General features: G+C 68.9%; 20 protein-coding genes and 1 pseudogene. 13 read left to right on the top strand and 8 right to left on the bottom strand.

Features of this window, described 5'->3' with window-relative positions:
• The 3 genes and pseudogenes from ACXJKR_RS00250 to ACXJKR_RS00240 all read left to right on the top strand — a co-directional run.
• Positions 1-459, top strand: a pseudogene (locus ACXJKR_RS00250) (nitrate ABC transporter substrate-binding protein); the annotation flags it as partial.
• A 2-nt stretch (positions 460-461) separates the two neighbouring features.
• A complete protein-coding gene (gene ntrB, locus ACXJKR_RS00245) occupies positions 462-1367 on the top strand; it encodes a nitrate ABC transporter permease (RefSeq protein WP_457319752.1) in 906 nt (301 codons plus the stop codon).
• A 4-nt stretch (positions 1368-1371) separates the two neighbouring features.
• The gene (locus ACXJKR_RS00240) at positions 1372-2169 is read left to right on the top strand and encodes an ABC transporter ATP-binding protein (protein ID WP_457319750.1); all 798 of its coding nucleotides are present in this window, start codon (positions 1372-1374) and stop codon (positions 2167-2169) included.
• A gap of 654 nt (positions 2170-2823) precedes the next feature.
• On the opposite strand, the gene ACXJKR_RS00235 is transcribed toward ACXJKR_RS00240, so the two are convergent.
• Complete coding sequence (locus tag ACXJKR_RS00235; RefSeq protein WP_457319748.1) at positions 2824-3618, bottom strand: hypothetical protein; 795 nt, start codon at positions 3616-3618, stop codon at positions 2824-2826.
• A 74-nt stretch (positions 3619-3692) separates the two neighbouring features.
• Entirely contained in the window at positions 3693-5138 is a 1446-nt protein-coding gene (pdxR, locus tag ACXJKR_RS00230; RefSeq protein WP_457319746.1) for a MocR-like pyridoxine biosynthesis transcription factor PdxR, read from the bottom strand.
• A gap of 76 nt (positions 5139-5214) precedes the next feature.
• On the opposite strand from pdxR, the gene ACXJKR_RS00225 reads away from it, so the two are divergent.
• Entirely contained in the window at positions 5215-5703 is a 489-nt protein-coding gene (locus ACXJKR_RS00225) for a cupin domain-containing protein (RefSeq protein ID WP_457319745.1), read from the top strand.
• 4 nt (positions 5704-5707) lie between these two features.
• Here the strand turns inward: ACXJKR_RS00225 and ACXJKR_RS00220 are convergent, their stop codons facing one another.
• Positions 5708-6451 (bottom strand): SDR family oxidoreductase, encoded by a 744-nt coding sequence (locus ACXJKR_RS00220; protein WP_457319743.1) that lies wholly within the window; start codon positions 6449-6451, stop codon positions 5708-5710.
• Positions 6452-6548: 97 nt separating this feature from the next.
• On the opposite strand from ACXJKR_RS00220, the gene ACXJKR_RS00215 reads away from it, so the two are divergent.
• Complete coding sequence (locus tag ACXJKR_RS00215; RefSeq protein ID WP_457319741.1) at positions 6549-7445, top strand: AraC family transcriptional regulator; 897 nt, start codon at positions 6549-6551, stop codon at positions 7443-7445.
• On the opposite strand, the gene ACXJKR_RS00210 is transcribed toward ACXJKR_RS00215, so the two are convergent.
• From ACXJKR_RS00210 to ACXJKR_RS00195, 4 genes are all read right to left on the bottom strand, one after another.
• Positions 7442-8569, bottom strand: a complete 1128-nt coding sequence (locus tag ACXJKR_RS00210; protein WP_457319739.1) for an ATP-binding protein — start codon at positions 8567-8569, stop codon at positions 7442-7444. The two genes, ACXJKR_RS00215 and ACXJKR_RS00210, sit on opposite strands and share 4 nt — an antisense overlap.
• Positions 8563-9270: a response regulator gene (locus tag ACXJKR_RS00205; RefSeq protein WP_457319737.1), complete on the bottom strand. Its 708-nt coding sequence runs from the start codon at positions 9268-9270 to the stop codon at positions 8563-8565. Before ACXJKR_RS00205 ends, ACXJKR_RS00210 begins: the two co-directional genes overlap by 7 nt.
• Positions 9271-9354: 84 nt before the next feature.
• A complete protein-coding gene (locus tag ACXJKR_RS00200) occupies positions 9355-10260 on the bottom strand; it encodes an intradiol ring-cleavage dioxygenase (RefSeq protein WP_457319735.1) in 906 nt (301 codons plus the stop codon).
• A 687-nt stretch (positions 10261-10947) separates the two neighbouring features.
• Complete coding sequence (locus ACXJKR_RS00195; protein WP_457319733.1) at positions 10948-12204, bottom strand: ANTAR domain-containing response regulator; 1257 nt, start codon at positions 12202-12204, stop codon at positions 10948-10950.
• A 195-nt stretch (positions 12205-12399) separates the two neighbouring features.
• Between ACXJKR_RS00195 and ACXJKR_RS00190 the strand changes: the two genes are divergently transcribed.
• Together ACXJKR_RS00190 and ACXJKR_RS00185 are read left to right on the top strand one after the other, a co-directional pair.
• Positions 12400-13659 (top strand): MFS transporter, encoded by a 1260-nt coding sequence (locus ACXJKR_RS00190; RefSeq protein ID WP_056204558.1) that lies wholly within the window; start codon positions 12400-12402, stop codon positions 13657-13659.
• A 60-nt stretch (positions 13660-13719) separates the two neighbouring features.
• Entirely contained in the window at positions 13720-14184 is a 465-nt protein-coding gene (locus tag ACXJKR_RS00185) for a hypothetical protein (RefSeq protein ID WP_457319730.1), read from the top strand.
• Positions 14185-14239: 55 nt separating this feature from the next.
• Here ACXJKR_RS00185 and ACXJKR_RS00180 read toward each other — a convergent pair whose 3' ends face one another.
• Positions 14240-15988 (bottom strand): bifunctional protein-serine/threonine kinase/phosphatase, encoded by a 1749-nt coding sequence (locus ACXJKR_RS00180; protein ID WP_457319728.1) that lies wholly within the window; start codon positions 15986-15988, stop codon positions 14240-14242.
• 340 nt (positions 15989-16328) lie between these two features.
• Here ACXJKR_RS00180 and nirB point away from each other — a divergent pair, with 340 nt between their 5' ends.
• From nirB to cobA, 6 genes are all read left to right on the top strand, one after another.
• Entirely contained in the window at positions 16329-18779 is a 2451-nt protein-coding gene (gene nirB, locus ACXJKR_RS00175; protein WP_457319727.1) for a nitrite reductase large subunit NirB, read from the top strand.
• Complete coding sequence (locus tag ACXJKR_RS00170; protein WP_457319725.1) at positions 18779-19552, top strand: type IV pili methyl-accepting chemotaxis transducer N-terminal domain-containing protein; 774 nt, start codon at positions 18779-18781, stop codon at positions 19550-19552. The genes nirB and ACXJKR_RS00170 overlap by 1 nt, the downstream gene beginning before the upstream one ends.
• Positions 19553-19807: 255 nt before the next feature.
• A complete protein-coding gene (nirD, locus tag ACXJKR_RS00165; protein ID WP_056204572.1) occupies positions 19808-20191 on the top strand; it encodes a nitrite reductase small subunit NirD in 384 nt (127 codons plus the stop codon).
• Between the two features lie 29 nt (positions 20192-20220).
• A complete protein-coding gene (locus ACXJKR_RS00160) occupies positions 20221-20364 on the top strand; it encodes a hypothetical protein (protein WP_457319723.1) in 144 nt (47 codons plus the stop codon).
• Between the two features lie 2 nt (positions 20365-20366).
• Positions 20367-23108 carry a nitrate reductase gene (locus ACXJKR_RS00155; protein ID WP_457319721.1) on the top strand — a complete coding sequence of 914 codons (2742 nt, stop codon included), beginning with the start codon at positions 20367-20369 and terminating at the stop codon, positions 23106-23108.
• The gene (cobA, locus tag ACXJKR_RS00150; RefSeq protein WP_457319719.1) at positions 23105-23854 is read left to right on the top strand and encodes a uroporphyrinogen-III C-methyltransferase; all 750 of its coding nucleotides are present in this window, start codon (positions 23105-23107) and stop codon (positions 23852-23854) included. The genes ACXJKR_RS00155 and cobA overlap by 4 nt, the downstream gene beginning before the upstream one ends.
• Positions 23855-24158 lie beyond the last annotated feature (304 nt).

Genomic DNA, 24158 nt, shown 5'->3' with positions numbered 1-24158 from the left:
GTCATGATGGCCGTGCTGGAGGCCAGCCGCTGGATCGACGCCAGCCTGTCCAACAAGCTGAAGATGGCGGAGACGGTCGCGCAGAAGGCCTACATCAACACCGGCGTCGACGCGATCAACCAGCGCATCCTGGGCCGCTACCAGAATGGCCTGGGCAAGACCTGGGACGACCCCAACCACATGAAGTTCTTCAACGACGGGACGGTGAACTACCCCTACCTGTCCGACGGCATGTGGTTCCTGACCCAGCACAAGCGCTGGGGCCTGCTCAAGTCCCACCCTGACTACCTGGCGGTGGCCAAGCAGGTCAACCAGACGGCGCTCTACAAGCAAGTGGCCAGCGCCATGGGCATCAACGTGCCCAAGAGTGACTTCCGCACCAGCAAGCTGATCGACGGCGTTGTCTGGGATGGCAAGGACCCGGCGAAGTACGCCGACGGCTTCAAGATCAAGGCTTAATCATGGTCTCCGCAGTCTTCCACTCCCCGGGCGAAGCCGTTGCGGCTTCTGCATCCACCACCACCGCCAGCGCCAACCGCCCCGCGGTTGCCGCACCCGCCGAGATGCCCAAGCCTGCACCGAAACGCACGCCCTACGACTGGCGTGCGCTGGCGATGCGCGTGCTGCCCCCCGTCCTCGGCATGGCCCTGCTCATTGGTCTTTGGGGCCTGGCCACCATGAAGGGCGGCAGCTTCCCCACCCCGGCAGCAACCTTCGATGCCGCCGTGCAGCTCTTCTCCGACCCGTTCTATCGCAAGGGCCCGAACGACCAGGGCATCGGCTGGAACATCCTGAACTCGCTGTCGCGCGTCGGCATGGGCTTCGGCCTGGCGGCCCTCGTCGGCATCCCGCTGGGTTTCATCATCGGCCGCTTCGAGTTCGCCAACCGCATGGTGTCGCCGCTGATCGCGCTGCTCAAGCCGGTGTCGCCGCTGGCTTGGCTGCCCATCGGCCTGCTGGTGTTCAAGAGCGCGAATCCGGCCGCGATCTGGACCATCTTCATCTGCTCGATCTGGCCCATGGTGGTGAACACAGCCGTCGGCGTGCAGCGCGTGCCGGTCGACTACCTCAACGTCGCCCGCGTGCTGCGCCTGTCCGAGTGGAAGGTCATCACGCGCATCCTGCTGCCCGCGGTGCTGCCCTATGTGCTGACCGGCGTGCGCCTGTCGGTGGGCACGGCCTGGCTCGTCATCGTCGCGGCCGAGATGCTGACCGGCGGCGTCGGCATCGGCTTCTGGGTCTGGGACGAATGGAACAACCTCAACGTCGCCCACATCATCATCGCCATCTTCGTCATCGGCACCGTCGGGCTGCTGCTCGAATGGTTCCTGATGTCTCTTGCCAAGCACTTCACCTTCGAGGACTGATGCCATGAAGCCCTTCATCCAAGTGCAAGCCGCCGAGATGGTCTTCACCACCCGCAAGGGGCGCTTCCATGCGCTGCAGGACGTCAATCTCGACGTGCAGCGCGGCGAGTTCATCACGTTGATCGGCCACTCGGGCTGCGGCAAGTCGACGCTGCTGAACCTGATCGCCGGCCTGCTGGCGCCAACCTCGGGCGCGCTGATCTGCGACGGCCGCGAGATCGCCGCACCGGGGCCCGAGCGTGCCGTCGTCTTCCAGAACCACTCGCTGCTGCCCTGGCTCTCCTGCCTGGACAACGTGCTGCTGGCGGTCGAGTCCGTCTTCAGCGGCAAGGAGAGCCCCGCCCAGCTCAAGGTGCGCGCCCGCGCCGCGCTGGAGCTGGTGGGCATGAGCCACGCGCTGCACAAGCGCCCGCACGAAATCTCGGGCGGCATGAAGCAGCGCGTCGGCATCGCCCGAGCCCTGGCCATGGAGCCCAAGGTGCTGCTGATGGACGAGCCCTTCGGTGCGCTGGACGCGCTGACCCGCGCCAAGCTGCAGGACGAGCTGCTGAAGATCGTCGCGCGCACGCAGAGCACGGTCGTCATGGTGACCCACGACGTGGACGAAGCCGTGCTGCTGTCGGATCGCATCGTCATGATGACCAACGGGCCGGCGGCGACGATTGGCGAGATTCTGGAAGTCGGCATCCCGCGGCCGCGGGTGCGGGTGGAGCTGGCGGAAGACGCTCGCTATGTGGCTGCGCGCAAGGAGGTCATCGACTTCCTGTACACAAGGCATGCGCATGTGGAGCAGGCGGCTTGATGGCTTGATGGCTGCGGGCGGGCTGCTTTTGCGCAGAGCGCGTCTGCTCGCTGCATTGCCGGGAGTCCGTCCCGGCGGCCGGGTAACTTTCTTCTGCGGGGCCAGAAGAAAGTCACCAAAGAAGAGGCCCTGAACCGCACACCATCGCGGCGCCGCCGTCAGCGGCGCGCGAAAACGCCCAATGGCGTTGCGGGACGACGCGACCCGCTGCGCTCTCGCTGCTGTCCCTGTCRCCAGCACCATCCATCGCACCACCTGCCCGCTTAACGCGCGGCTGCACGCCGKGCTCACCASAAAACCAAATACAGCGTCGCGCGGGCGACGCGACTCGTGCCCACCCGCTGAAGCGTCGCCCSAGCGACGCRGYATTCSYTGAYGAGTTCGGCGTGCAGCCGACGTTAASCGGCGTGAAGGGGCGATCCTTGATGCTCGTCAYAGGGACAGCAGCGAGAGCGCAGCGGGTCGCGTCTGCCCGAAATGGAAGTGAGAGTTTTCGCGCGCCGATCCTGGCGGTGTGGTGCTCGTATGCGGTTCAGGGCCTCTTCTTTGGTGACTTTCTTCTGGCCCCGCAGAAGAAAGGTACCCCGCTGCCGGGCGGGACTCCCGGCAATGCACCGAGCAAACACCCGCTGCGCAAAGCATCCAACCAACTACCTACCCACCTACCACTTCAAAGTACCGCTCAAACGACGCATCCACCGCCGCCCTCGCGCCGCCAATGATGTTCAGCCCCCACGTGAACCCATACACGTCGTCAAACTGAACACCCCGCAGCCTCGCCTGCGTCTCCCTCACCAACGCCGGCCTTGCCGGCACATGGTTGGGCACGCTGTACATGAAGCTGACATGCCGCCGGTCCTGCGCCACATGCAGCGCATCACCCGCCAGCAACAGCGACTTTCCGCCACCAGACCAGTGCAGCACCGTGCTGCCCGGGAAGTGCCCCGGGCAACGCAACAGCGTCGCGCCGCGGCCCAGGTCCAGCGTGTCGCCGCGCCAAAACTCCACCCAGCGCGAACAGCGCGCCACCCACTCCCGGTCGTTCTCGTGCACGAAAATCGGCACGCCGCCCAACGCCTCGCTCCAGCGCACCATGGCCGAATAGAAGTGCGGGTGGGAGATCGCGATGCGCTCCACACCACCGCGCCGCTTCAGCTCAGCCACCGCCTCTTCTGTGACGAGGGCCGTGCTCTCCCACAACACACCTGCGTCGGGCAGGTGCAGCGCCCGCTGCGGAATCGCGAAGCCCGGCGTGACACCGATGCCGAACAGCGTGTGATCCATCTCCAGCCGGTTGCGATGGAGGGTGGCCAGCTCGTCATGGGTCGTCCAGGCCTGCCCTTGCCAGCCGACGTACTGACGCTCGTCGCTGCAGATGCGGCACAGCCCCGGCGGCTGGGCGCTGTCGTCGTGTTCGGTGCCGCAGGTGCGGCACATGAAGTGGGCCATCGTGTGCTCCGTGATTTGCCAGGCCTGCAGCCTAGGCAGTCCGGTCGCCCGGTCACAGAGCCAAGTTCAGCGATTCAGAGGGTGCCAAGCGCTTTTGCGAGGCGCCGCACGGCCTCGGGAATGCGCGCCGCCGTGACGCTGCCGTAGCCCAGCACCAGCCCCTGCACACCGCCCGCGCCCAGCCAGTAGCGGCTCAGCGGCTCGACGCCGACGCCGGCGGCCCAGGCGCGACGCGTCAGCTCGTCGGCATCGACGCCGGGCAGCGCCACCGCCAGGTGCAGGCCCGCAATGGCGGAGAAGATTTCCACCCGATCGCCCAGATGGCGCTTCAGCATCTGCTCCAACACACGGCGCCGCTCGGCGTACTCGCCCCGCATGCGGCGCACATGCCGCAGCAGATGGCCCTCGACGATGAAGTCGGCCACGGCGGCCTGGGTCAGCGCCGGCGTGCCAAAGCCCGCCGCATGCTTGGCCGCCACCAGCGCCTCGCGCGCCCAGGCCGGTGCAACGACATAGCCCAGGCGCAGCGCCGGCAGCATGCTCTTGGACAGGGTGCCGACATAGAAGACGCGGCCATCCCGGTCCAGGGTCTTCAGCGCGTCCAAGGGCCGCGACGTGAAGCGGAACTCGCCGTCGTAGTCGTCCTCGATGACGACGGCGTGGTGCCCGGCGGCCCAGTTCAGCAGGTCGCGCCGGCGCGGCAGCGACATCGCCATGCCCAGCGGCGCCTGGTGCGACGGCGTCACGCAGACGATGCGTGTCTCCGTCGGCAGGGCGCTCACGACCAGCCCTTCAGCGTCCAGCGGTATCGGCGCGAGCCTCGCCCCCGCAGCCAGCAGGGCCGCGCGCAGCGGCGGGTAGCCTGGGTTCTCGACAGCGGCCAGCGTCTGACCCGGCGTGACCAGCACGCGCGCGATCAGGTCGAAGGCCTGCTGCGCCCCGGCCGTGATGACCACGTCGTCCGCCGTGCAAGCCACCGCGCGGGACGACGACACATGGCCCGCGATGGCGGCCCGCAGCGCCGGCAGGCCCTGCGCCGGCGGGTAGCTTGCCGGCTCGCGCGCGGCGGCCTGCAGCGTGCGCGTCTGCAGGCGGCGCAGCACGTCAAAAGGAAAGCTCGCCGTGTCCGGCATGCCGGTCTTGAAGTGATAGGCCGGTGCCGGGCCGCTGGTGAGCGCTGCCGGCCACCCGCCACTCTCGCCGCGCAGCCAGCGGCTGTCGGCCCAGGGCGCGACGCTGGCGCGGTCCGAAACGCCCACCGCGGCCCGCGGCAGCTCGGCCACAAAGCTGCCGCCCGCGCCGCGCGACTCCAGCCAGCCCTCGGACGCCAGCAACTCATAGGCGGCCACCGCGGTGTTGCGTGACACGCCCACCTGCGCCGCCAGCTCGCGTGACGACGGCAGGCGCAGCCCAGGTGCAAGGCGCCCGCTGGCGATGGCGTCACGCAGCGCCGCATGCAGGCTGGCCAGGCGCGAACCGCGCGCGGCGAGCTGCAGATCGAGTTCCAGGCTTGGCTCCATGTCTTCTCTTCAATTTGGCTCTTTTGTAGAGCCATGCAAGCCGGCACTCTAGCGCCCTGCAACACAGGAGATTGCCATGAGCGCGATGACGACACCCTTCGACGGCCTGCAACCCCATGTCCGGCCCCATGTCGACGCAGCATTGCAGCGCGCCGGCCTGGACGCCTGGATCCCCGAAGGCCCGGGCAAGTGGTCGCTGCCGCTGCAATTCCTTGCCGATGGCGGCTGGGTGGAGCTGATGCGGCTCACGCCTGGAACGAAGTTGACGCTGCACCGCCACCACGGCGAGGTGCACGGCCTGAACCTGCAGGGCCAGCGCCGCCTGGACGACGGCCGCGTCATCGGCGCCGGCGACTATGTCTTCGAGCCCGTCGGCAATGTCGACAGCTGGGAGGCGGTCGGCRACGAGGTGCTGGTGCTGCATGTCATCGTGCGTGGCGACGTGGACTACGTGGCGGCCGACGGCACGGTGCAACGGCACATCACGACGGCCGACGTGATCGCCGGCTACCGTGACTTCTGCGCGTCGCGAGGCCTGACGCCGCGCCTCGCCCCGGCCGCCTGAGCCGTCAGGCCGCCAACGCCACCGCGTCGGCACCTGCGGGCAGGCGCATCGGGCAGCTGGGGTCCGTGGCCGCGCGCCACACAGCCAGGGCCACATCCTGCCCATGCGTGACCTCGCCCGCCGGCTGTTGCGCCCAGCTGGCAAACACACGCTCGGCCAGCTCCGCATAGGCCTCGGGAATGCTGCCCTGCATGCGCGAGCGCGCGTTCTCGGCGAAACGGGTGGTGGGCGAGCGGCCCGGCAGCACGACGCAGGCGCGGATGCCGAAGGGATGCAGCTCCAGCGCCAGCGACTCGGTGAACGCATTCACCGCCGCCTTGCTCGCCGTGTAGACGGCCAGTAGCGGCAACGCCTTCAGCGTCACGCTGGACGTGACGTTGATGACGACGCCCGAGCGGCGCTGGCGCATCTGCGGCAACAGGGCTTGAGTCATCGCCATCGTGCCGAAGGTATTGGCCTCGAAGATCTCGCGCACCTGTGCCATCGGGATGCCTTCCAGCGCGCCCAGCAGGCCGATGCCGGCGTTGTTGACCAGCACGTCGATGGGACCCGCCGCGTCCACGCAGTAGCGGATGCTGGCGGCGTCGGTCACGTCCAGAGGCAGCACGCGCAGGCGTTCGCTGCGCGGCAGCAGATCGTCGCGCGGCGTGCGCATCGTCGCGATGACCTGCCAGCCCTGGTCGATGAAATGGCGTGCGGTTTCGAGGCCAAAGCCGGACGAGCAGCCGGTGATGAGCACGGTTTTCATGGGGAACTCCTGGGGGTTGGGGGATGCGCCACGATAGGGCGACGCAGCAGGACTGCCTACAATCAAAAGTCCGCAAAACATTGGCAAACGTCCTGTCGTGACCGATCCCCTCGCCGAAGTCGTCGGTCTCCTGCAGCCCGGCGCACGCTTTTCCAAGGTGGTTGCCGGTGCGGGCGACTGGCGGGTGCGCCGCACGGACGCCGGCCTGCCTTTCTATGCCGTCGTGCTGGAAGGCGCGTGCCGCCTCACGGTCGACGGGCAACCGCCGCTGGACCTGCAAGCCGGCGACTTCGCCCTCGTGCCCGCAGCGCTGCCCTTCACGACCAGCAGCGCCGGCCCGGCGGCGGCGGACTTGCCCCTGACACTGCCCGAGCGGCTGGCGGACGGCAGCTACCGCGTCGGCAACGCGGACGTCCCAGCCGACGTGCGGCTGCTGGTGGGGCATTGCAGCTTCGGCTCGCCGGATGCGGCCTTGCTGGTCCCGCTGCTTCCCCAGCTGATGCATGTGCGCGGCGAGCCGCGGTTGACGGCGCTGGTACGGCTGCTCATCGACGAAACCGGCGCCGAGCGGCCGGCGCGCGACGAGGTGCTGGCGCGGCTGCTGGAGGTGTTGCTCATCGAGGCCCTGCGCTGTGCGGCCGGCACCGCCGCGTCGCCGGGCCTGGTGCGCGGCCTGGCCGACGTGCGCCTGGCCGCCGCGCTGCGCCGATTGCACGAAGCGCCGGCCCAGCCCTGGACCGTCACCTCACTGGCCAGGGAGGCGGCCCTGTCGCGCTCAGCCTTCTTCGAACGCTTCAACCGCGCGGTGGGCGTCGCGCCGATGAGCTATCTGCTGGCCTGGCGCATGGCTCTGGCGCGGCGGCTGCTGCGCGACGAGAGCCTGGGCGTGGCCGACGTGGCCGAGCGCGTCGGCTACAGCTCGGCCAGCACCTTCAGCGTGGCCTTCACGCGCCACGTGGGCCAGCCACCGGCGCGCTATGCGCGAGGCGCCTAGAAGACGACTTCCACGCGCAACCCACCTTCTGGCCGGTTGCTGAGCACCAGCAATGCGCCCTGCCGGCGCACCAGTTGCTGAGCGATGTACAGGCCCAGCCCCGTGCCGCCGGTTTGGCGATTGCGCGAGCCCTCGACGCGGCGGAAGGGCTGGCGCACGCGCTCCAGCTCGGCTTCCGGGATGCCGGGGCCGTTGTCTTCCACCACCAGCCGCGTCACACCGGCCGACAGATCGACGCTGACCTCAGCCTGGCCGGCATAGCGCAGCGCATTGCCGACGAGGTTGTCGACCACGCGACGCAGGGCGACCGGATCGGCTCGCACGACAGCCGGCGGGCCGGTGAAACTGACAGTGGCGCCCGTCTCGGCCAGGTCGTCGACAGCGGACTGGGCCAGGGCCGACAGATCGACGCGCTGGGCCTCGGCCGCCTCGGCGGGACGGAACACCTCGATGACGCTCTCCACCAGCCGGTTCATCTCGCGGATGTCCTCCACGCAGCGCTCGCGCACGCCGGCTTCCACCTCGCCCGTCTCCAGCCGCAGCCGCATGCGCGTCAGCGGCGTGCGCAGGTCGTGGGAGATGGCCGCGATCATCAGGCCGCGTTCCTCGAACTGGCCGCTCAGCTCGGCCGCCATGCGGTTGAACACGGCCGCGGCGTCACGCACCTCGCGCGTGCCGTCTGCCTCATCGAGCGCGGGCGCCGGGCGGCCCTGGGCGAGCGCCGGCGTCAGCCCCTGCGCCGCGGCAACGAGGCGGCGCACAGGCTGGGCCAGCCAGCGCGAACCCCACCAAGCCGCCAACGCGATGACGAGCAGGCGCACACCGTAATCCAGCAGGCTGGAGCGCCAGGGCAAGCTGGGCGGCAGCGACGGGAAGGTGGGCACGCGGGCGACGTGTTCACCGCGCGGTGGCGGGCCGGCGTCGTCAAAGCCACCAGCCGGCGGAGAAATCGGGCCTCTGTTGGCATGCATCGGGGGTGGCCCGGGACGCCCGTCCATGCCCGGCCCGTGCAGCGTCTGCGCCACGAGGCTCCAGGCCGCCAGATGGCTCAGCGCCAACGCGGCCCACATCAAAAGGAACAGCCGCAGACCCAGGCGATCCCAGTCTTTCCATGGCTTCAGCACGGGCTCACCTCGGCATCAAAAAGATAGCCCTCGCCGCGCACGGTGCGGATCAGCGACGGCTCGCGCGCCGTGTCGCCGAGCTTGGCACGCAGGCGCGACACGGCCAGGTCAATGCTGCGGTCGTTGACCTCGACGCCGGGTGCGCGGGTCAGCTCGATGAGCTGGTCACGGCTGAGCACGCGGCCCGGTCGCTGCACGAAGGCGCCGAGGAGCCGGAACTCGGCGCTGGAGAGGGCAATGCCGACGTCGTCGGCATTGATGAGCTGGCGCGTCATGCGGTCGAAGCGCCAGCGGCCGAAGCGCAGCAGGCGTGTGTCTTCGGCCAGGGTCTGGCCGCCCTTGTTGGCCCGCCTCACCAGGGCCTGCAAGCGCGCGACCAATTCGCGCGGCTCGAAGGGCTTGGCGAGGTAGTCGTCGGCGCCGAGCTCCAGGCCGACGACGCGGCTCATGGTGTCGCCGCGTGCGGTCAGCATCAGCACCGGCGGCGCATCGGCCTGCGTGGACAGCCAGCGCAGCAGCGCCAGGCCGTCTTCGCCGGGCAGCATCAGATCGAGCACGATGACATCGACCTGGTCGCTCGTCAGCTGCTGGCGCATGCCCCGTCCGTCGGCCGCCGCACTGACCCGCCAGCCAAAGCCTTCCAGATAGACCGTCAGGCTGGTGCGGATCTCGGCGTCATCGTCGACAACGAGGCAATGCATGTCAGCCCCTCGTCCGGTGGGTACACCGACCGATCCCTCGAGGGGATGCGGCTCGGCGAGGGGCGGCCCGGCGCTCGATTCCACTCATGCGGCAATACCTACTTTCAAACGGGCCACATAACCGGCACTGACCGAGCCCGTCATCGTCGCGAGCTGCGTCGAATAACCGTCGCTGAAGATGCCGTCGCTGGACAGGCTGATGGCATTGTTGTTGGCCGCGCTGTTGCCATAGCCGCTGGTGGCGTAGACGGCGGTGTTCGAGTCCGACGGGAAGCACAGCTGCGAGGTGCGCAGCTTGTTGTTCCAGTTGGTCGCCGTCGTCGTGCTGCGGTAGACCTCGAAGTGGATGTGGGGCACGCGGCCCGAGTAGCAGCCCGGGTAGATGGTCTGGAAGGTGGCCGTGCCGTCAGTGGCGGTGGCCTGCACGCCGCGAAGGTAGTTCTCGCCCGTCACGCCGCTGGAGTACATCGAATAGCGACCCAGCGCATCGCAATGCCAGAGGTAGACGGCATAGCCAGACAGGTCGGCGCAGGAGGCATTGGTGTTCACAAGCTCGATGATGACCTGAAGCGGCACGCCCGTGGCGATGCCGCTGGCGCCGGCGATGCTGGCGCGGATGTCGCTGCGCACGATGCCCGACAGGGCCAGCGCGTTGGCGACGCTGCCGTTGGCGGTGTTGGAACCGTCGCCCGGGTAGGGGCCTTCGGTCTCGCTGGGAATGACGGAGCAGCTGCTGGTCGTTGTGCCGGAACTGCCGCCGGAGGAGCCCGATGAAGAAGAGGACGATGAGTCGCTCGTCGCGCTGCTGCCGCCACCGCCGCAGCCGGTCAACGCCATCGCGCCGGCGCCGCTGAGCGACACGGCGCCCGCGCCGAGCAGCCAGCGCAGCGCGGTCCGCCGCTCGAAGGCCTGCTGGTGCAGGCGGCTCAGGTCGTGGGCCAGGCCCAGGTCGTGGTCATGCTTGGCGTCGTGATCGTGGTCGTGGTGCATCGCAGCTCCTTCTGTGTCGGATGAAGGCATTGCATCGCCGCGATGTATCGGGCGGATCGGCAGATTGTGTCGGGGTCGAAATACGGAGGTTGCTTTTGCGAGGAGCCTTCCGACCCGGTGCATTGCCGCGGGAATCCGCCCCGCGAGGGCGGGTAACTTTTCTCTGACGCGCCAGAGAAAAGTCACCAAAAGAGGAGCGCTCAATGCAATCCGCACTCGAGCGGGATCAGGCGCTCGCGTTGCTCGAATCGTGCCGCACCCCGAAGCGAGCCGCTGCGCTCTCGCGTCTGACTTATCACCAGTCCGTCTTATCGCACCGATCGGCCGTCCGACGCGCGGCTGCACGCCGTGCTCACGAGAAGTCCGAATGCAGCGTCGCTCGGGCGACGCTGCATTTCCTGATGAGCCCGGCGTGCAGCCGGCGTTAAGCGGCTTGAAGAGGCGATGCTTGGTGCTCGTCATAGGGACAGCAGCGAGAGCTCAGCGGGTCGCGTCTGGGYGCAATGTCATCGGGCGTTTTCGCGCGCCGCTCTTGGCGGCGTCGCGATCGTGTGCGGTTCAGCGCCTCTTCTTTGGTGACTTTCTTCTGGCGCCGCAGAAGAAAGTTACCCGGCCGCCGGGACGGACTCCCGGCAATGCAGCGAGCAAACGCACGCCGGGCAAAAGCATCCAATCCAAAACCCCACCTCACCCCAAGATCAACTGCAACGACCCCTGCAACGCCTGAATCAACGCCTCCAGCGCCTGCAGCAGCCTCTCGCTGCCTTGGTGCATGCGCTGCACCGCGTCGCCCTGCTCGACGCGCAGGCCACGCAGCAGCAGCAGCCAGGCCTCGTCCACGTCCTTGAAGGCTGGTTGCAGCGTCGGGCCTGCGAGTGGCGCGGCGCGCACGCCGTCATAGGCCTTGATGAATTCATCGAGCCCCGCGGCGAGGCCGCTGGCGTCGTGGCCTGGCATGACCTGGGCGAGCAGGCCCTCCTTGGCCAGGCGCTGGCTCAACAAGCGCAGCCGCGTGACCTGAGCCAACAGGCCGACCGGGCGCTGGCCGGCGCGTTCGGACAGGCGGGCGACCAGCGTCTCGCTGCTTTCCAGCAGGCGCTGGGCTGCCCGGTCGCTGCGGCCGAGGTCGGGCTGGCGGTTGGCCAGCGCGGCGTCCAGCTGAGCCCAGGCGGCCGATACGGCAGACAACTCCTCGGCCAGATCGTGGCGCAGCAGCTCGGCCAGCCGGGCGAGATTGGCCGCCACGCGTTCGGCCGACGCGTCCAGCAGGGCCTGGGCCTCGCGGCGCTCGGGCGGCGTGAGGCGCGGCCACTGGCGCAGGGCCTGCAGCTTGACGAGGCGCTGGCTCAGCATGCGCTGGGCGCCGGCGCGCTCCAGCGCTTCGGCCAGCTCGCTCGTGTGCACGACACCACGCGCCACCTCGGGCAACTTGGACTGGGTCTGCATCGCGGTATTGCGCAACAGCGCGAAGGCGGCCGCCTCGTCGATGCCGCGGGCCTGCATCAACAGGCCCTTGGCACGTTCTGTCCACTTGCGCTCGTCCAGCTTGGCCTGGGCGGCGAGCTCGCGGGCCTGCTGCTGGGCAGTCAGATCACGCGCCCACAGCAAGGCCTCGCCCAGCACGCTGGCATCCACATCGGCCGGCAGCCATTGCACGGCACCGCGGGCCAGCGCAGCCTGCCGCTCGGGCCCCTGAGGCGGCGGCGACAGCAGCACCACGGGCAAGCCGAAAGCCCGCTCCGAGTGCAGAAGCTGCGCCAAGGCGGTGCGGTCCGGGCACCAGAGCAGCCCGACGGCCGGACCGTCGGCGGGCGGCGCAAGCTCCGAAACGGTGCACACAGACCAGCCCAGGGCCTGCAAAGCGGCCACCTGGGGCGGCGKTTCAGGGCTGCAGATCAGCGAGGGCAGCAGGGGCAGCGAGGTAGGAGCGGCGGTATCAGGCATGGCTTCAGGCTTCACGCCCCAAAACGGCGCAAGAAACAGGCCAGCGACGTTGCCGGCGGGTGGGCATGAGGCTTGCAAGTATCGGCCGTGGTTCCCGCAATGGTGCGGAAACCCTCCCGCTGCACGTCCTTGCCGCCCTGGCACGCGACCGGTGGGTTGGCGTGGGCGCGTGCAGCCAGCACGATAGAGCCCAAGATGTCCGCATTCCAGAACTTCAAACGAGCCGGCCACAGCCCCACGCTGTTCGCCGCCTTCCTTTACTTCGCGTTCTCCTGCTGCATCTGGGTGCTCAATGGCGCGCTGGCGCCCTTCATCAGCGAGACCTATCACCTGACACCGGCCCAGAAGGGGCTGATGCTGTCGATCCCGATCATGGCCGGCGCGCTGATGCGCTTCCCGCTCGGTCTGCTGTCGCAATACATCGGCCGCAAGAACGCGACGCTGGTCGAGATGGGCATGATCGCCGTGGCCATGCTGTATGGCTTCTTCATGGTGAAGAGCTATGACGACCTGCTGGCCATGGGCGTGCTGCTGGGCATTGCCGGCGCCAGCTTCGGCGTGGCGCTGAGCCTGGGCTCGGGCTGGTTCCCGCCGCAGTACAAGGGCCTGGCCATGGGCCTGGTGGGCGCGGGCAATGTCGGCACGGCGGTGTCGGTGCTCGTCGCGCCGCCGCTGGCCCAGGCCTATGGCTGGCAGACGGTCTATGCCTTCGCGGCGGCCGCCATCCTRGTGCCAATGCTGGTCATGATCGTCTTCGCCAAGGAGCCGCCCGATGTCGACGCGCATGCCTCGCTGCGCGAGCACGTCGCCTGCCTGTTCGAGAAGGATGGCTGGGCCTTCAGCCTGATCTACGGCGTGACCTTCGGCGGCTTCATCGGCCTCACCACCTTCCTGCCCACCTACTACTACGACCAGTTCGGCGTCTCCAAGGTGCAGGCCGGCCAGCTGACCATGCTGGCGGCCTTCATGGGCGCGGCGGTGCGCGTGGTGGGCGGCTGGCTGTCGGACCGCTGGGGCGGCGTCAACATGCTGACCTTCGTGCTGGTCGTCGTCGCGATCACGCTGGCCCTGATCGGCATGAGCAGCGGGTCCCTCGTGCTGACGACGCTGCTGCTCATCGTCTGCTTCGCGGCCCTGGGCGCGGGCAATGGCGCCCTCTTCCAGTTGGTGCCGCTGCGCTGGCCCGCGGCCACGGCCGTGGCCGGCTCGATGATCGGCGAGATCGGCGCCCTGGGCGGCGGCCTRGTGCCCAATCTGATGGGCATGTCCAAGCAGCATGCGGGCACTTATATGTGGGGTTTTGTCGTCTTCGCGGTGTTGGCTGTTTTGATGCTGGGCGTCATGCGCGTCATGCAGATCCGCTGGACGCGCACCTGGGCCGAGAAAGGTGGCCGCGCACGCCAAGCCGCCACGGCCGGCCAGGACGCCGATCCGGTGCATTACCAACGCATCTGAGTCGCGGCTGCCCCTCGCGCGAGGGACAGCCCGACGCGCAACGCTCGGCACACTGGGCGCATGAAGACCCTCATCGCCCTCACCCTCGTCGGTCTGGCCGCCGGCGCCCAGGCCGCCACCAGCTGCAAGATTGCCGGCGCCGACATCCGCGTCTCCGACAGCTACGCCGACTTCAACTACTCGCCCAGCGGCAAGGCGGGCGCGACGGGCAGGCTGTCGCGCTTTCGGCTGATGACGCTGGACGGCGGCGAAGCCCCGACCAGCAACGTCGAGCTGAAGACCGTCGACATCACGGGCCCAGGCGACTACACGCTGTCCATGGAGTCGCTGTGGCGCTCGGTCATCCGCGTGCAAGGCAAGAGCCAGCGCGTGACGGCCGGCAAATTCCACTTCACGCGCTTCGAGATGAAAGACACGGTCGGCCATGCGGCAGGCACTGTCGAGTTCACGACCGGCCAGGCCAGCGGCTCCTGCACGTTTGATGTCGAGGTCAAGGGCATCAACCGCGACCGCCTCGGGCTCTGAATAGGGCCTGTTAACGCTACGGCAAGGGGTCGCGTTGCCGTAGCGTTAACAGGCCCTAGCGCGGCAGGAAGGCCAGCCAGGCAATCAGCAGCAGGTTGAGCAGCACGGACAGGCCCAGGCCGACCTGCCAGACGCTCACCGCCTCGCGCGCGGCCTTGGGCGGGCGCGCGGAGGCGGGCTGGTCGCGCGCGGCCAGCCGCTCGAGCGCCAGCAGCAACTCGTCGGCCGTCTCGAAACGCGCCTTGGCCTCGCGAGCGACGGCGCGCATGACGAGACGGTCCAGCGGCATGGGCACGCTGGGCTGCAGCCGGCTGACGCTGGCCGGCTCGCGACGATAGCGGGCCAGTTGATAGGGTTCGATCTCGCCATAGGGCAGGCGGCCCGTCAGCGCCTGGTAGAGGGTCACGCCCAGCGCAAACAAGTCAGAACCCGCGTCGGCCGGGGTCGGCGGATCCTGCCATTGCTCGGGGTTGATATAGCTGGGCGTGCCGGCATGCAGCTCGTGCGAGGCCGCGGGCGCGCGTGGGCTCAGGGCGACGCCCAGGTCCAGCACGCGCCACTGGCCATCTTCACCCAGATGCAGATTGGCCGGCTTGATGTCGCGGTGCACGACGCCGGCGGCATGCAGCAGGCTCAATGAGCGCGCGACGGCGCTGGCCAGGCCCAGAGCCTGGACCGTATCCAGCGGGCCTTTGGCGAGCAGTTGCTCCAGCGTGTGGCCGCCATGCCAGTCGAACACGGCGTAGAAGTGGGTGGCACCATCGGCCGGCGCATGAACGCGCACAAAACCGCTCTCACCCCCACGCMGACGGTGCCGGGGCGCCTCGGCCAGGCGCAGGCCCAGCCAGATCTCGTGGGCCAGCATGGCGCGCTCTTCAGGATCGTCGGCGCGGCCGGGGCGCAGCATCTTCAGGGCCACGAGGCGCCCGGTGGCAAGCTCGCGCGCCTGCAAAAGGCGGTGCACGCCGTTGTCGGCGACGACGGCGGTGACCTGGTAGCCGTCCAGCGTCGCGCCGACACCGAGCGGCCCGGGGCTGGGCAAGGTTCGGCCCAATGCCGCGAGGTCGTTCAGGCCCGGGTCGGCCAGGTCCTTGACGTCGAGGACGAGGGCGGTCGCGTTGTCGTGGCTGCCAGCCGCCAGTGCCGCAGCGGTCAGCGCATCGGCCGCCGCCTGTGCGCCGGGCGTGGTGCGCAACAGGTCGGCGATCTGGCGGCTGCGCAGGGAGCCGTGCACGCCATCGCTGGTCAGCAGCAGGCGGTCCCCCACCTTGAGCTCGCCGGCGCTGTGGTCCAGGCGCAGCGCATCGTCCAGGCCCAGGGCGCGCGTGAGGCCGGCGAAGTCACGGCGCTCCATGCGGTGGTCCTGGGTCAGCAGCAGGCATTGGCCGTCGCGCAGCAGCCAGGCGCGGCTGTCACCCACATGGGCCAACGCGTAGCGGCGACCGCGCAGTGCGATGGCCGTCAGCGTCGTCAGCGCCTCGCGCGGCTGACCGTCCGGCCCGGGGCGGCGGTTGTGCGAGGCGAGCCAAGCGTTCTGGTGGCTGAGCAGGCGGTCCAGCGCCACGCTCGTGTCCCAGTCGGCGGGCACGCCGTGGAAGTCGCGCAGCAGGCTCATGACCGAGGTCTGGGCAGCCATCAGGCCATCGCCGTTGGAATGCTCACCCCCGCTGACGCCATCAGCCAGGGCGGCGACCCAGCCGCGCTCGGCCTCGTGCGCAGCCGGCGCCTGCACGCCGGCGAAGTCCTCGTTGCGAGGACGCTTGCCCTGCAGGCTGGACAGGCCGGTATCGAGTTCGAAGCGCATGCGCGTGAGTCGTTGTCAGGTGAGCGGTTGGTATTGCGGGCCGAGCGCCGGGCCGCTCCCAAGCCGGCCCGTCTGGCGATGTGCTTGCCGGTCGAGCCGGCAAGCATCGCCGTCCCCTCGGGGGGACCGACCAAGGCAAGGCCTTGGACGAGGGGCTTCATCTTGGTGCAGTTTCAGGGATGAGTGCACCCGCACYGGGCTAGCAAACGCTTCGGCGTGGGGCGTCGCTGGGCGTTTGAGGTTGATTTCTCACGCTGCGGCAGGTCTGAAGGCCAGCTTCATCGCTGGCACATGCCTTGCAAAGCAAAGGGCAGACCAGCTTTGTTGTATGGAGTCCGGCATGAAGAAGATGAAGCTCGTGATGGTGGGCAACGGCATGGCCGGCGTGCGCACGCTGGAGGAGCTGCTGAAGATCACGCCGGATCTCTACGACATCACCGTATTCGGTGCCGAGCCGCACCCCAACTACAACCGCATCCTGCTCAGCCCTGTGCTGGCCGGCGAGCAGACGATCGAAGAGATCATCCTGAACCCGCTCTCCTGGTATGAGGAGAACGGCATCACGCTGCACCTGGGCAAGACGGTCACCGAGATCGATCGCGTGCGCCGCCGCGTCATCGCGGCCGACGGCACGACGGCGGAATACGACCGCCTGCTGATCGCCACCGGCTCGAATCCCTTCGTGCTGCCGGTGCCTGGCAAGGATCTGGATGGCGTCATCGCCTACCGCGACATTGCCGACACCAACGCCATGATCGACGCGGCGACGAAATACAAGCATGCCGTCGTCATCGGCGGTGGCCTGCTCGGCCTGGAAGCCGCCAACGGGCTGATGCTGCGCGGCATGCAGGTCACGGTCGTGCACCTGGTCGACACGCTGATGGAGCGCCAGCTCGACGGCGTCGCCGGCGACCTGCTGCGCAAGTCGCTGGTCGACCGCGGCCTGACCTTCATGCTGGGCGCGCAGACGCAGGAACTGGTGGCCGGCCCCTCGGGCCGGGTCCAGGCCATCAAGCTCAAGGGCAAGGACGGTCAGGTCATCGACGTACCGGCCGACCTCGTCGTCATGGCCGCCGGCATTCGCCCCAACACYGCGTTGGCCGAGAAAGCAGGCTTGCATTGCAGCCGCGGCATCGTCGTCACCGACACGATGCAGACCGTTACCGACCCGCGCGTCTACTCGGTCGGCGAATGCGCGGCCCACCGCGGCATCGCCTACGGTCTGGTGGCGCCACTGTTCGAGCAGGGCAAGGTCTGCGCCACCCACCTGGCCCAGTTCGGCATCGGCCGCTACCTCGGCTCGTCGGTCAGCACCAAGCTCAAGGTGACGGGCATCGACCTCTTCAGCGCCGGCAACTTCACCGGCGGGGCGGGCACGGAGGAGATCGTCATGAGCGACCCCTTCGCCGGCGTCTACAAGAAGCTCGTCATCCAGAACGACCAGCTCGTCGGCGCCTGCCTGTACGGCGACACGGTGGACGGCGGCTGGTACTTCAAGCTGCTGCGTGAGGGCCGCAAGATCGGCGACATCCGCGACAAGCTGATGTTCGGCGAGGCGGGGGCCAACATCGGCGACGTCGGCCACCAGGGCGTCAGCCGCGCGGCCGCGATGGCCGACACGGACGAGGTCTGTGGCTGCAACGGCGTCGCCAAGGGCACCATCTGCAAGGCCATCCGCGACAAGGGCCTGTTCACGCTGGACGAGGTGCGCAAGCACACCAAGGCCTCCGCGTCGTGCGGCTCCTGCACCGGCCTGGTCGAACAGCTCATCATGTTCACGGCCGGYGGCGACTACTCGGCCACGCCCAAGAAAAAAGCCATCTGCGCCTGCACCGACGCCAGCCACCAGGACGCCCGCGACACGATTCGCCTGGCGCACTTGCTGACCTCGGCCGAGGTGTTCCGCGCGCTGGACTGGAAGACGCCCAATGGCTGCGCCACCTGTCGCCCGGCCGTCAACTACTACCTGATCTCGACCTGGCCCAAGGAGGCCGTCGACGATCCGCAGAGCCGCTACATCAACGAGCGTTCGCACGCCAACATCCAGAAGGACGGCCGCTACTCGGTCATCCCGCGCATGTGGGGCGGCGAGACGACGAGCTCGGAGCTGCGCCGCATTGCCGACGCGGTGGACAAGTACCAGATCCCGACCGTCAAGGTCACCGGCGGCCAGCGCATCGACCTGCTGGGCGTGAAGAAGGAAGACCTCGTCAACGTCTGGAAGGACATCGGCATGCCCTCGGGCCATGCCTATGCCAAGGCGCTGCGCACGGTGAAGACCTGCGTGGGCAGCGAATGGTGCCGCTTCGGCACGCAGGACTCGACGCAGATGGGCAAAGACCTGGAGCGGGCGCTGTGGCGCATGTACGCGCCGCACAAGGTCAAGATCGCCGTGTCGGGCTGCCCGCGCAACTGCGCGGAGGCCGGCATCAAGGACGTCGGCGTCATCGGCGTCGACTCGGGTTGGGAAATCTACGTTGCCGGCAACGGCGGCATCAAGACCGAGGTGGCCGAGTTCTTCTGCAAGCTGAAGACGCCCGAAGAGGTGCTGGAGTACAGCGGCGCCTTCCTGCAGCTCTACCGGCTGGAGGGCTGGTATCTCGAGCGCACAGTGCATTACGTCGCCCGGGTCGGCCTGGACCACGTCAAGAAGAAGGTCCTCGAGGACGCCGACAACCGCAAGGCGCTGTGGGCGCAGTTGCAGTTCAGCCTGGACGGTGAGCCCGACCCCTGGTTCGACTTCGACAAGGCCCACGTGGACCTGCGCCAGTTCGACAAGGTGGCCGTCTGATGCTGAACCGCCGCGTCATTCTTCTCGCGAGCCTGGCCTCCGGGCCTGCCCTGGCTCAGAACCGCATCAGCCAGCTCGGCGAAGCCATCGACAAGGCCGGCGCCCAGCGCATGCTCAGCCAGCGCATGGGCAAGGCCTGGCTTGGCCAGCTGCGTCCCGAGCTGGCGCCGCGTGCGCGCCAGGTGCTGGAGGCCAGCGAGGCTCGCTTCGAACGCCAGCTCGGCGAGCTCCTCGCCTTTGCGCCCACGCCCGAGATCGCCGGCAGCTACAAGGCCATGCAGCACCGCTTTGGCGACTACCGCGCCTTGCTGCAGAGCAAGCCCAGCCGCGAGCGCGTCGACGAGCTGCTGCAAACCTCGGGTGAGATGCTCAGCCTGGCCCATGTCGCCACCGGCCAACTGCAGCAGCGCTCCACCACGGCGACCGCGATGCTGGTCAACATGTCGGGCCGGCAGCGCATGCTGTCGCAGCGACTGGCCCTGTTCTTCATGGCCGGCCAGCAGGGCGCTCGATCCGACGTCGTGAGCAAGGAAACAATCAAGGCTCGCGCCGAGTTCGAGACCGCCATGCGCGTGCTGGCTTCGGCCCCTGAAGGAACGCCCGCCATCCGCGACAACCTGGACCTTGCACGCAACCAATGGGTCTTCCTGCAGTCGGCACTGGCCGGCGAAAGCCAGGGGCCGGAAACGGCCAGCAACGTCTTCGTGGCGAGCGAGAACCTGCTCGCCGTGATGGAAACCGTGACCGGGCAGTTTGCCCGCCAACTGGCATGAATCTGCCCCTCGCCCAGCCTCGCGTCGCTGAACGCGAGCGAGTCCAGTCGGTCTTGCAGACCGCGCTGCTGCTCGCGCCGCAGCCCTTCGGCAGGCACAAGCCGCCCACTGGGCGCCTTGTGTCCGGCCTCAGCCCCCGCGGGGACGGCGATGCTTGCCGGATCGACCGGCAAGCACATCGCCAGCGCGGGCCGGCTAGGGAGCGGCCCGTCGCTCGGCCCGTCAGGTTCGGATTGGACAACTGAGGTAGACGCTATGGACGACTGGACCCGCATCTGCGCCCTGCAGGACATCCCCGTGCTGGGCTCGCGCCGTGTGCAGCGCACCGCCGGCATCGACGTGGCGCTGTTCCGCAACGCCGACGACGAGGTCTTCGCGCTGCTGGACCGCTGCCCCCACAAGGGCGGCCCCTTGAGCCAGGGCATCGTCTTCGGCAAGAGCGTGGCCTGCCCGCTGCACAACTGGACGATCGGCCTGAATGACGGCACGGCCCGCGAACCCGATGAGGGCTGCACGCCGAGCTTCCGCGTGAAGCTGGAGGGCGGTGAAGTCTTCCTGCTGCAGACGGAACTGGCCACGCTGGCCTTGGACCTTCCTGCCCCTGTCGCAGGCCCGAAGATTTCGATTGCGGTGGCTTGAGCGGCGAAGACCTGCCTGGCTAGAAGAACATGAGCGAGACAAAGTCCACCTGCCCCTACTGTGGCGTCGGCTGCGGATACGCGCGGAAGCGCGATCCGCATTGCGGTGACACGGCGCACTCCCCTCTCATCCCCTCGCCAAGCGAGGGGCTCCACAGCCGAGGGCGGGTATGACCATGCGCGAAACCAAATCCACGTGCCCTTACTGCGGCGTCGGCTGTGGTGTCGTGATCGAGCATGACGACACCCAAATCACCGGCGTGCGCGGTGACCCCGACCACCCGGCCAACTTCGGCCGGCTGTGCACCAAGGGCACCAACCTGCACCTGACGGCCACGCCGGTCGTCATCCAGCACCAGCGCCTGCGCGAGCCCGCCCGTCGCGCCGAGCGTGGGGCCCAGCCCGCGATCATCAGCTGGGATCAGGCCAACCGCGAGATTGCCGACAAGCTGCTGGCCATCCGCGCCGAGCATGGTCCGGAGTCCATCGGCGTCTACATCTCCGGCCAGCTGCTGACCGAGGACTATCACGCCTTCAACAAGCTGGCCCGCGCCGTCATTGGCACGCCGCACATCGACTCCAACTCGCGGCTGTGCATGAGTTCGGCCGTGGTCGGCTACAAGCAGGCCCTGGGCGCCGACGCGCCGCCCTGCAGCTACGAGGACATCGAGCTGGCCGATTGCGTGCTGATCAGCGGCGCCAACCCGGCCTGGGCCCACCCCATCCTGTTCCGCCGCCTCGAAGCAGCGCGCGCCAACAAGCCCGCACACAAGCTGATCGTCATCGACCCGCGCCGCACCGAGACGGCCGAGCTCGCCGACCTGTACCTGCAGATCCGCCCCGGCACCGACGTGGCGCTGTGCCACGGCCTGCTGCATGCCGTCATCTGGCAGGGCTGGACGGCGGGTGACTTCATCGCCCAATCCACCGAAGGCTTCGACGCGCTGAAGGAACTGGTGCGCGACTGGGCGCCTTCCCGCGCGGCCCAGGTCTGCGGCGTCAAGGAGGCCGATATCTGGCAGGCCGCCGAGTGGTTCGCGACCTCGCCGAGTTCGCTCAGCCTCTACTGCCAGGGCCTCAATCAGAGCAGCAGCGGCACCGCCAAGAACACGGCCCTGATCAACCTGCACCTGGCCACCGGCCAGATCGGCAAGCCCGGCGCCGGCCCCTTCTCGCTGACCGGCCAACCCAACGCCATGGGCGGCCGTGAGAGCGGTGGCATGGCCACGCTGCTGCCGGGCCACCGCGACCCGGGCAAGGCCGAGGACTGGGCCGAGATCGCCTCGCTGTGGGGTGTGCCTGACCTGCCCGGCAAGCGCGGCCACACGGCCGTGGAAATGTTCGAGGCCGCAGCCCGCGGCGAGATCAAGGCGCTGTGGATTGCCTGCACCAACCCCGCCCAGTCCATGCCCGACCAGGCCACCGTGCGCCAGGCACTGGAGCGCTGCGAGCTGGTCATCCTGCAGGAAGCCTTCGCCCACACGGCCACGGCGCGCTACGCCGACTATCTGCTGCCGGCCTCCACCTGGGGAGAGAAGGAAGGCACGGTCACCAACAGCGAGCGTCGCATCAGCCGCGTGCGCCCGGCCGTGCCGGCGGCCGGCGAGTCCCGTGCCGACTGGCGCATCGTGAGCGACATCGCCGGGCTGATCGACGCCGGCCTGGGCCGGCAGCCTCGCCTGACGGCCACGACGCCGGAAGACCTCTGGCTGGAACACCGCGAGGCCACGCGCGGCCGCGACCTCGACATCACCGGCCTGTCCTGGGTCACGCTGGACACCGAAGGCCCGCAGCAGTGGCCCTTCGTCACCGGCCCGACGGCACGGCTCTACACCGATGGCCGCTTCGCCACCGCCGACGGCCGCGCCCGCTTCATCACCAAGCCGTATCAAGCCACTGCCGAAACCGCCAGCCCCAAGCACCCCTTCGCGCTGACGACCGGCCGCATGCGCGACCAGTGGCACGGCATGAGCCGCAGCGGCAGCGTGCCGCGCCTGTTTGCCCACGAAGGCAAACCGCTGGTGCGCATCCACCCCAGCGACGCCGCGCGCCGCAAGCTGGCCGACGGCGAACTCGTGCACGTGCGCTCGCGCCGCGGCGAAGTCGTGCTGCAACTCAAGCTCGATGAGAACGTGCCCCTGGCCGGCGCCGACGTCGCCATGCACTGGGGCGACGAGTTCATCGGCGCCCAGCTCGGTGTCAACGCCGTGACGCAGGGCGCCTTCTGCCCCGACTCCAAGCAGCCCGAGCTGAAGTTCAGTGCCGTCGCCATCGAGCCGGCCGACCTGCCCTGGCGCCTCAGCGCCTGCGCCTGGGTCGCACCCGCAGACGGCCCTCGCCTGCGCGAGCAGCTGCGCGCGCTGATGCCCCGCTTCGGCTACGCACACTGCCTGCCCGAACCGGCGAAGGGTGAACAAGTGGGCTGGGCCTTCGAAGCCGCCTGCGCCGAAGCGCCGGCGCCCGAGCTAGTCGATGAACTCGCCGCCGTGCTGGGCCTGAACAGCCCCGCCGTGCTGCGCTATGCCGATGCCCAGCGCGGCCGCCTGCGCCTGCTGAACCTGGACGGCGACGATCTGCAGGCCGCGCCGTTGCAGGCCCTGCTGCGTGTTGGCCAGCACGACGAAGGCGCCTGGCTGGTCGACCTCTGGCGCGAGCGCACTGCGGCATCGACGGTTGGCCGCTGGCTTCTGTCGCCCGGCACGCCGCCCACCAACACCGTGGCCGCCAGCCCGCAGGTCTGCAACTGCTTTGACGTGCGCGAGGACGTCATCCGCCTGACCCTGACCCGCTGCAGCGGCAGCCCGGCCGAGCGCCTGTCGCAGCTGCAGGGCGAAAAGCGCTGCGGCACCCAGTGCGGCTCCTGCCTGCCGGCGCTGCGCCGCCTCGTCAACACAACGCCTGAGGAAGTTCCGGCATGAACCACACCGTCTCCCTTGTCGGCGCCGGCCCTGGCGACCCGGAACTGCTGACCGTCCGCGCCTTGAAACGTATCGAGGCGGCCGATGTCGTCCTCGCCGACGACCTCATCGACCCACGCGTGCTGGCCCTTGTGAAGGGCCGACTGCTACGCGTCGGCAAGCGCGGCGGCTGCATCAGTACCGACCAGCACTTCATCCACGCGCTGATGATTCGCGAGGCCCGCGCCGGCCACCGCGTCGTGCGCCTCAAGGGCGGTGACCCCTTCGTCTTCGGTCGTGGCGGCGAGGAGGTCGACGCGCTGCGCGAGGCCGGCCTCGACGTCGAAGTGGTCAGCGGCCTGACCAGCGGTATCGCCGGCCCCGCCGCCGTCGGCATCCCGGTGACGGACCGTCGCGCCTCGCCCGGCGTCATCCTCGTCACCGGCCACCCCGGCGAAGGACGTGCCGAGCCCGACTGGGCAGCCCTGGCCCGCACGGGCCTGACCCTGGTCATCTATATGGGTGTGGCCCGCGCGGCCGACATCACGGCCAAGTTGCTGGGTGCCGGTCTGCGCCCGGATCTGCCGGCCGCCATCGTCAGCGCGGCGCACACGGCACAACAGCGCCACGCGGTGACGACGCTGGCCGAGCTGCCCGACTGCATCGAGCGCGAGGGGTTGAAGAGCCCGGCTTTATTGGTGATCGGCGAGGTGGCTGCGCATGCGGCGCTCGATGCGGTGCAGCATGGCCAACGCAAGGTCGGCTGAGGAGCCCGCTCGGCACTGATCCCGACCGCGGCGAGAGCAGCTCCAGGCTGAACGCTGCCACCCAGATTTCGCGACCTGATGGTCGCTGTCGGCGGCAACGGTCATTGAACGGGTTGCCGACTGAGCGACTGCCGGACCACCGGGACCGGCCATTCACCGACGCTCGCGCTTGAGACGACCGTGACCCGGGGCGCCGGGTGGGTCAACGACAGCTATCGTGGTCGACGAGCTGGCGGAACCGACCCGAACCGGAGTTCGCACCAGGCCCGTTGAGGGCCGTAAAGCTGGCATTCAACGTTCGCGG

The sequence above is a fragment of the Roseateles sp. P5_E11 genome (genome assembly GCF_054049355.1).
Note: the sequence above shows the minus strand (reverse complement) of the source record. Positions and strands in the feature narration are given on the sequence as shown.

What these genes read in the sequence shown, in the direction of transcription:
- ntrB (WP_457319752.1), top strand. Translation starts at nt 462, where the DNA reads ATGGTCTCCGCAGTCTTCCACTCCCCGGGCGAAGCCGTTGCGGCTTCT.
- ACXJKR_RS00240 (WP_457319750.1), top strand. Translation starts at nt 1,372, where the DNA reads ATGAAGCCCTTCATCCAAGTGCAAGCCGCCGAGATGGTCTTCACCACC.
- ACXJKR_RS00235 (WP_457319748.1), bottom strand. Translation starts at nt 3,618, where the DNA reads ATGGCCCACTTCATGTGCCGCACCTGCGGCACCGAACACGACGACAGC.
- pdxR (WP_457319746.1), bottom strand. Translation starts at nt 5,138, where the DNA reads ATGGAGCCAAGCCTGGAACTCGATCTGCAGCTCGCCGCGCGCGGTTCG.
- ACXJKR_RS00220 (WP_457319743.1), bottom strand. Translation starts at nt 6,451, where the DNA reads ATGAAAACCGTGCTCATCACCGGCTGCTCGTCCGGCTTTGGCCTCGAA.
- ACXJKR_RS00205 (WP_457319737.1), bottom strand. Translation starts at nt 9,270, where the DNA reads ATGCATTGCCTCGTTGTCGACGATGACGCCGAGATCCGCACCAGCCTG.
- ACXJKR_RS00200 (WP_457319735.1), bottom strand. Translation starts at nt 10,260, where the DNA reads ATGCACCACGACCACGATCACGACGCCAAGCATGACCACGACCTGGGC.
- ACXJKR_RS00185 (WP_457319730.1), top strand. Translation starts at nt 13,720, where the DNA reads ATGAAGACCCTCATCGCCCTCACCCTCGTCGGTCTGGCCGCCGGCGCC.
- ACXJKR_RS00170 (WP_457319725.1), top strand. Translation starts at nt 18,779, where the DNA reads ATGCTGAACCGCCGCGTCATTCTTCTCGCGAGCCTGGCCTCCGGGCCT.
- nirD (WP_056204572.1), top strand. Translation starts at nt 19,808, where the DNA reads ATGGACGACTGGACCCGCATCTGCGCCCTGCAGGACATCCCCGTGCTG.
- ACXJKR_RS00160 (WP_457319723.1), top strand. Translation starts at nt 20,221, where the DNA reads ATGAGCGAGACAAAGTCCACCTGCCCCTACTGTGGCGTCGGCTGCGGA.
- ACXJKR_RS00155 (WP_457319721.1), top strand. Translation starts at nt 20,367, where the DNA reads ATGCGCGAAACCAAATCCACGTGCCCTTACTGCGGCGTCGGCTGTGGT.
- cobA (WP_457319719.1), top strand. Translation starts at nt 23,105, where the DNA reads ATGAACCACACCGTCTCCCTTGTCGGCGCCGGCCCTGGCGACCCGGAA.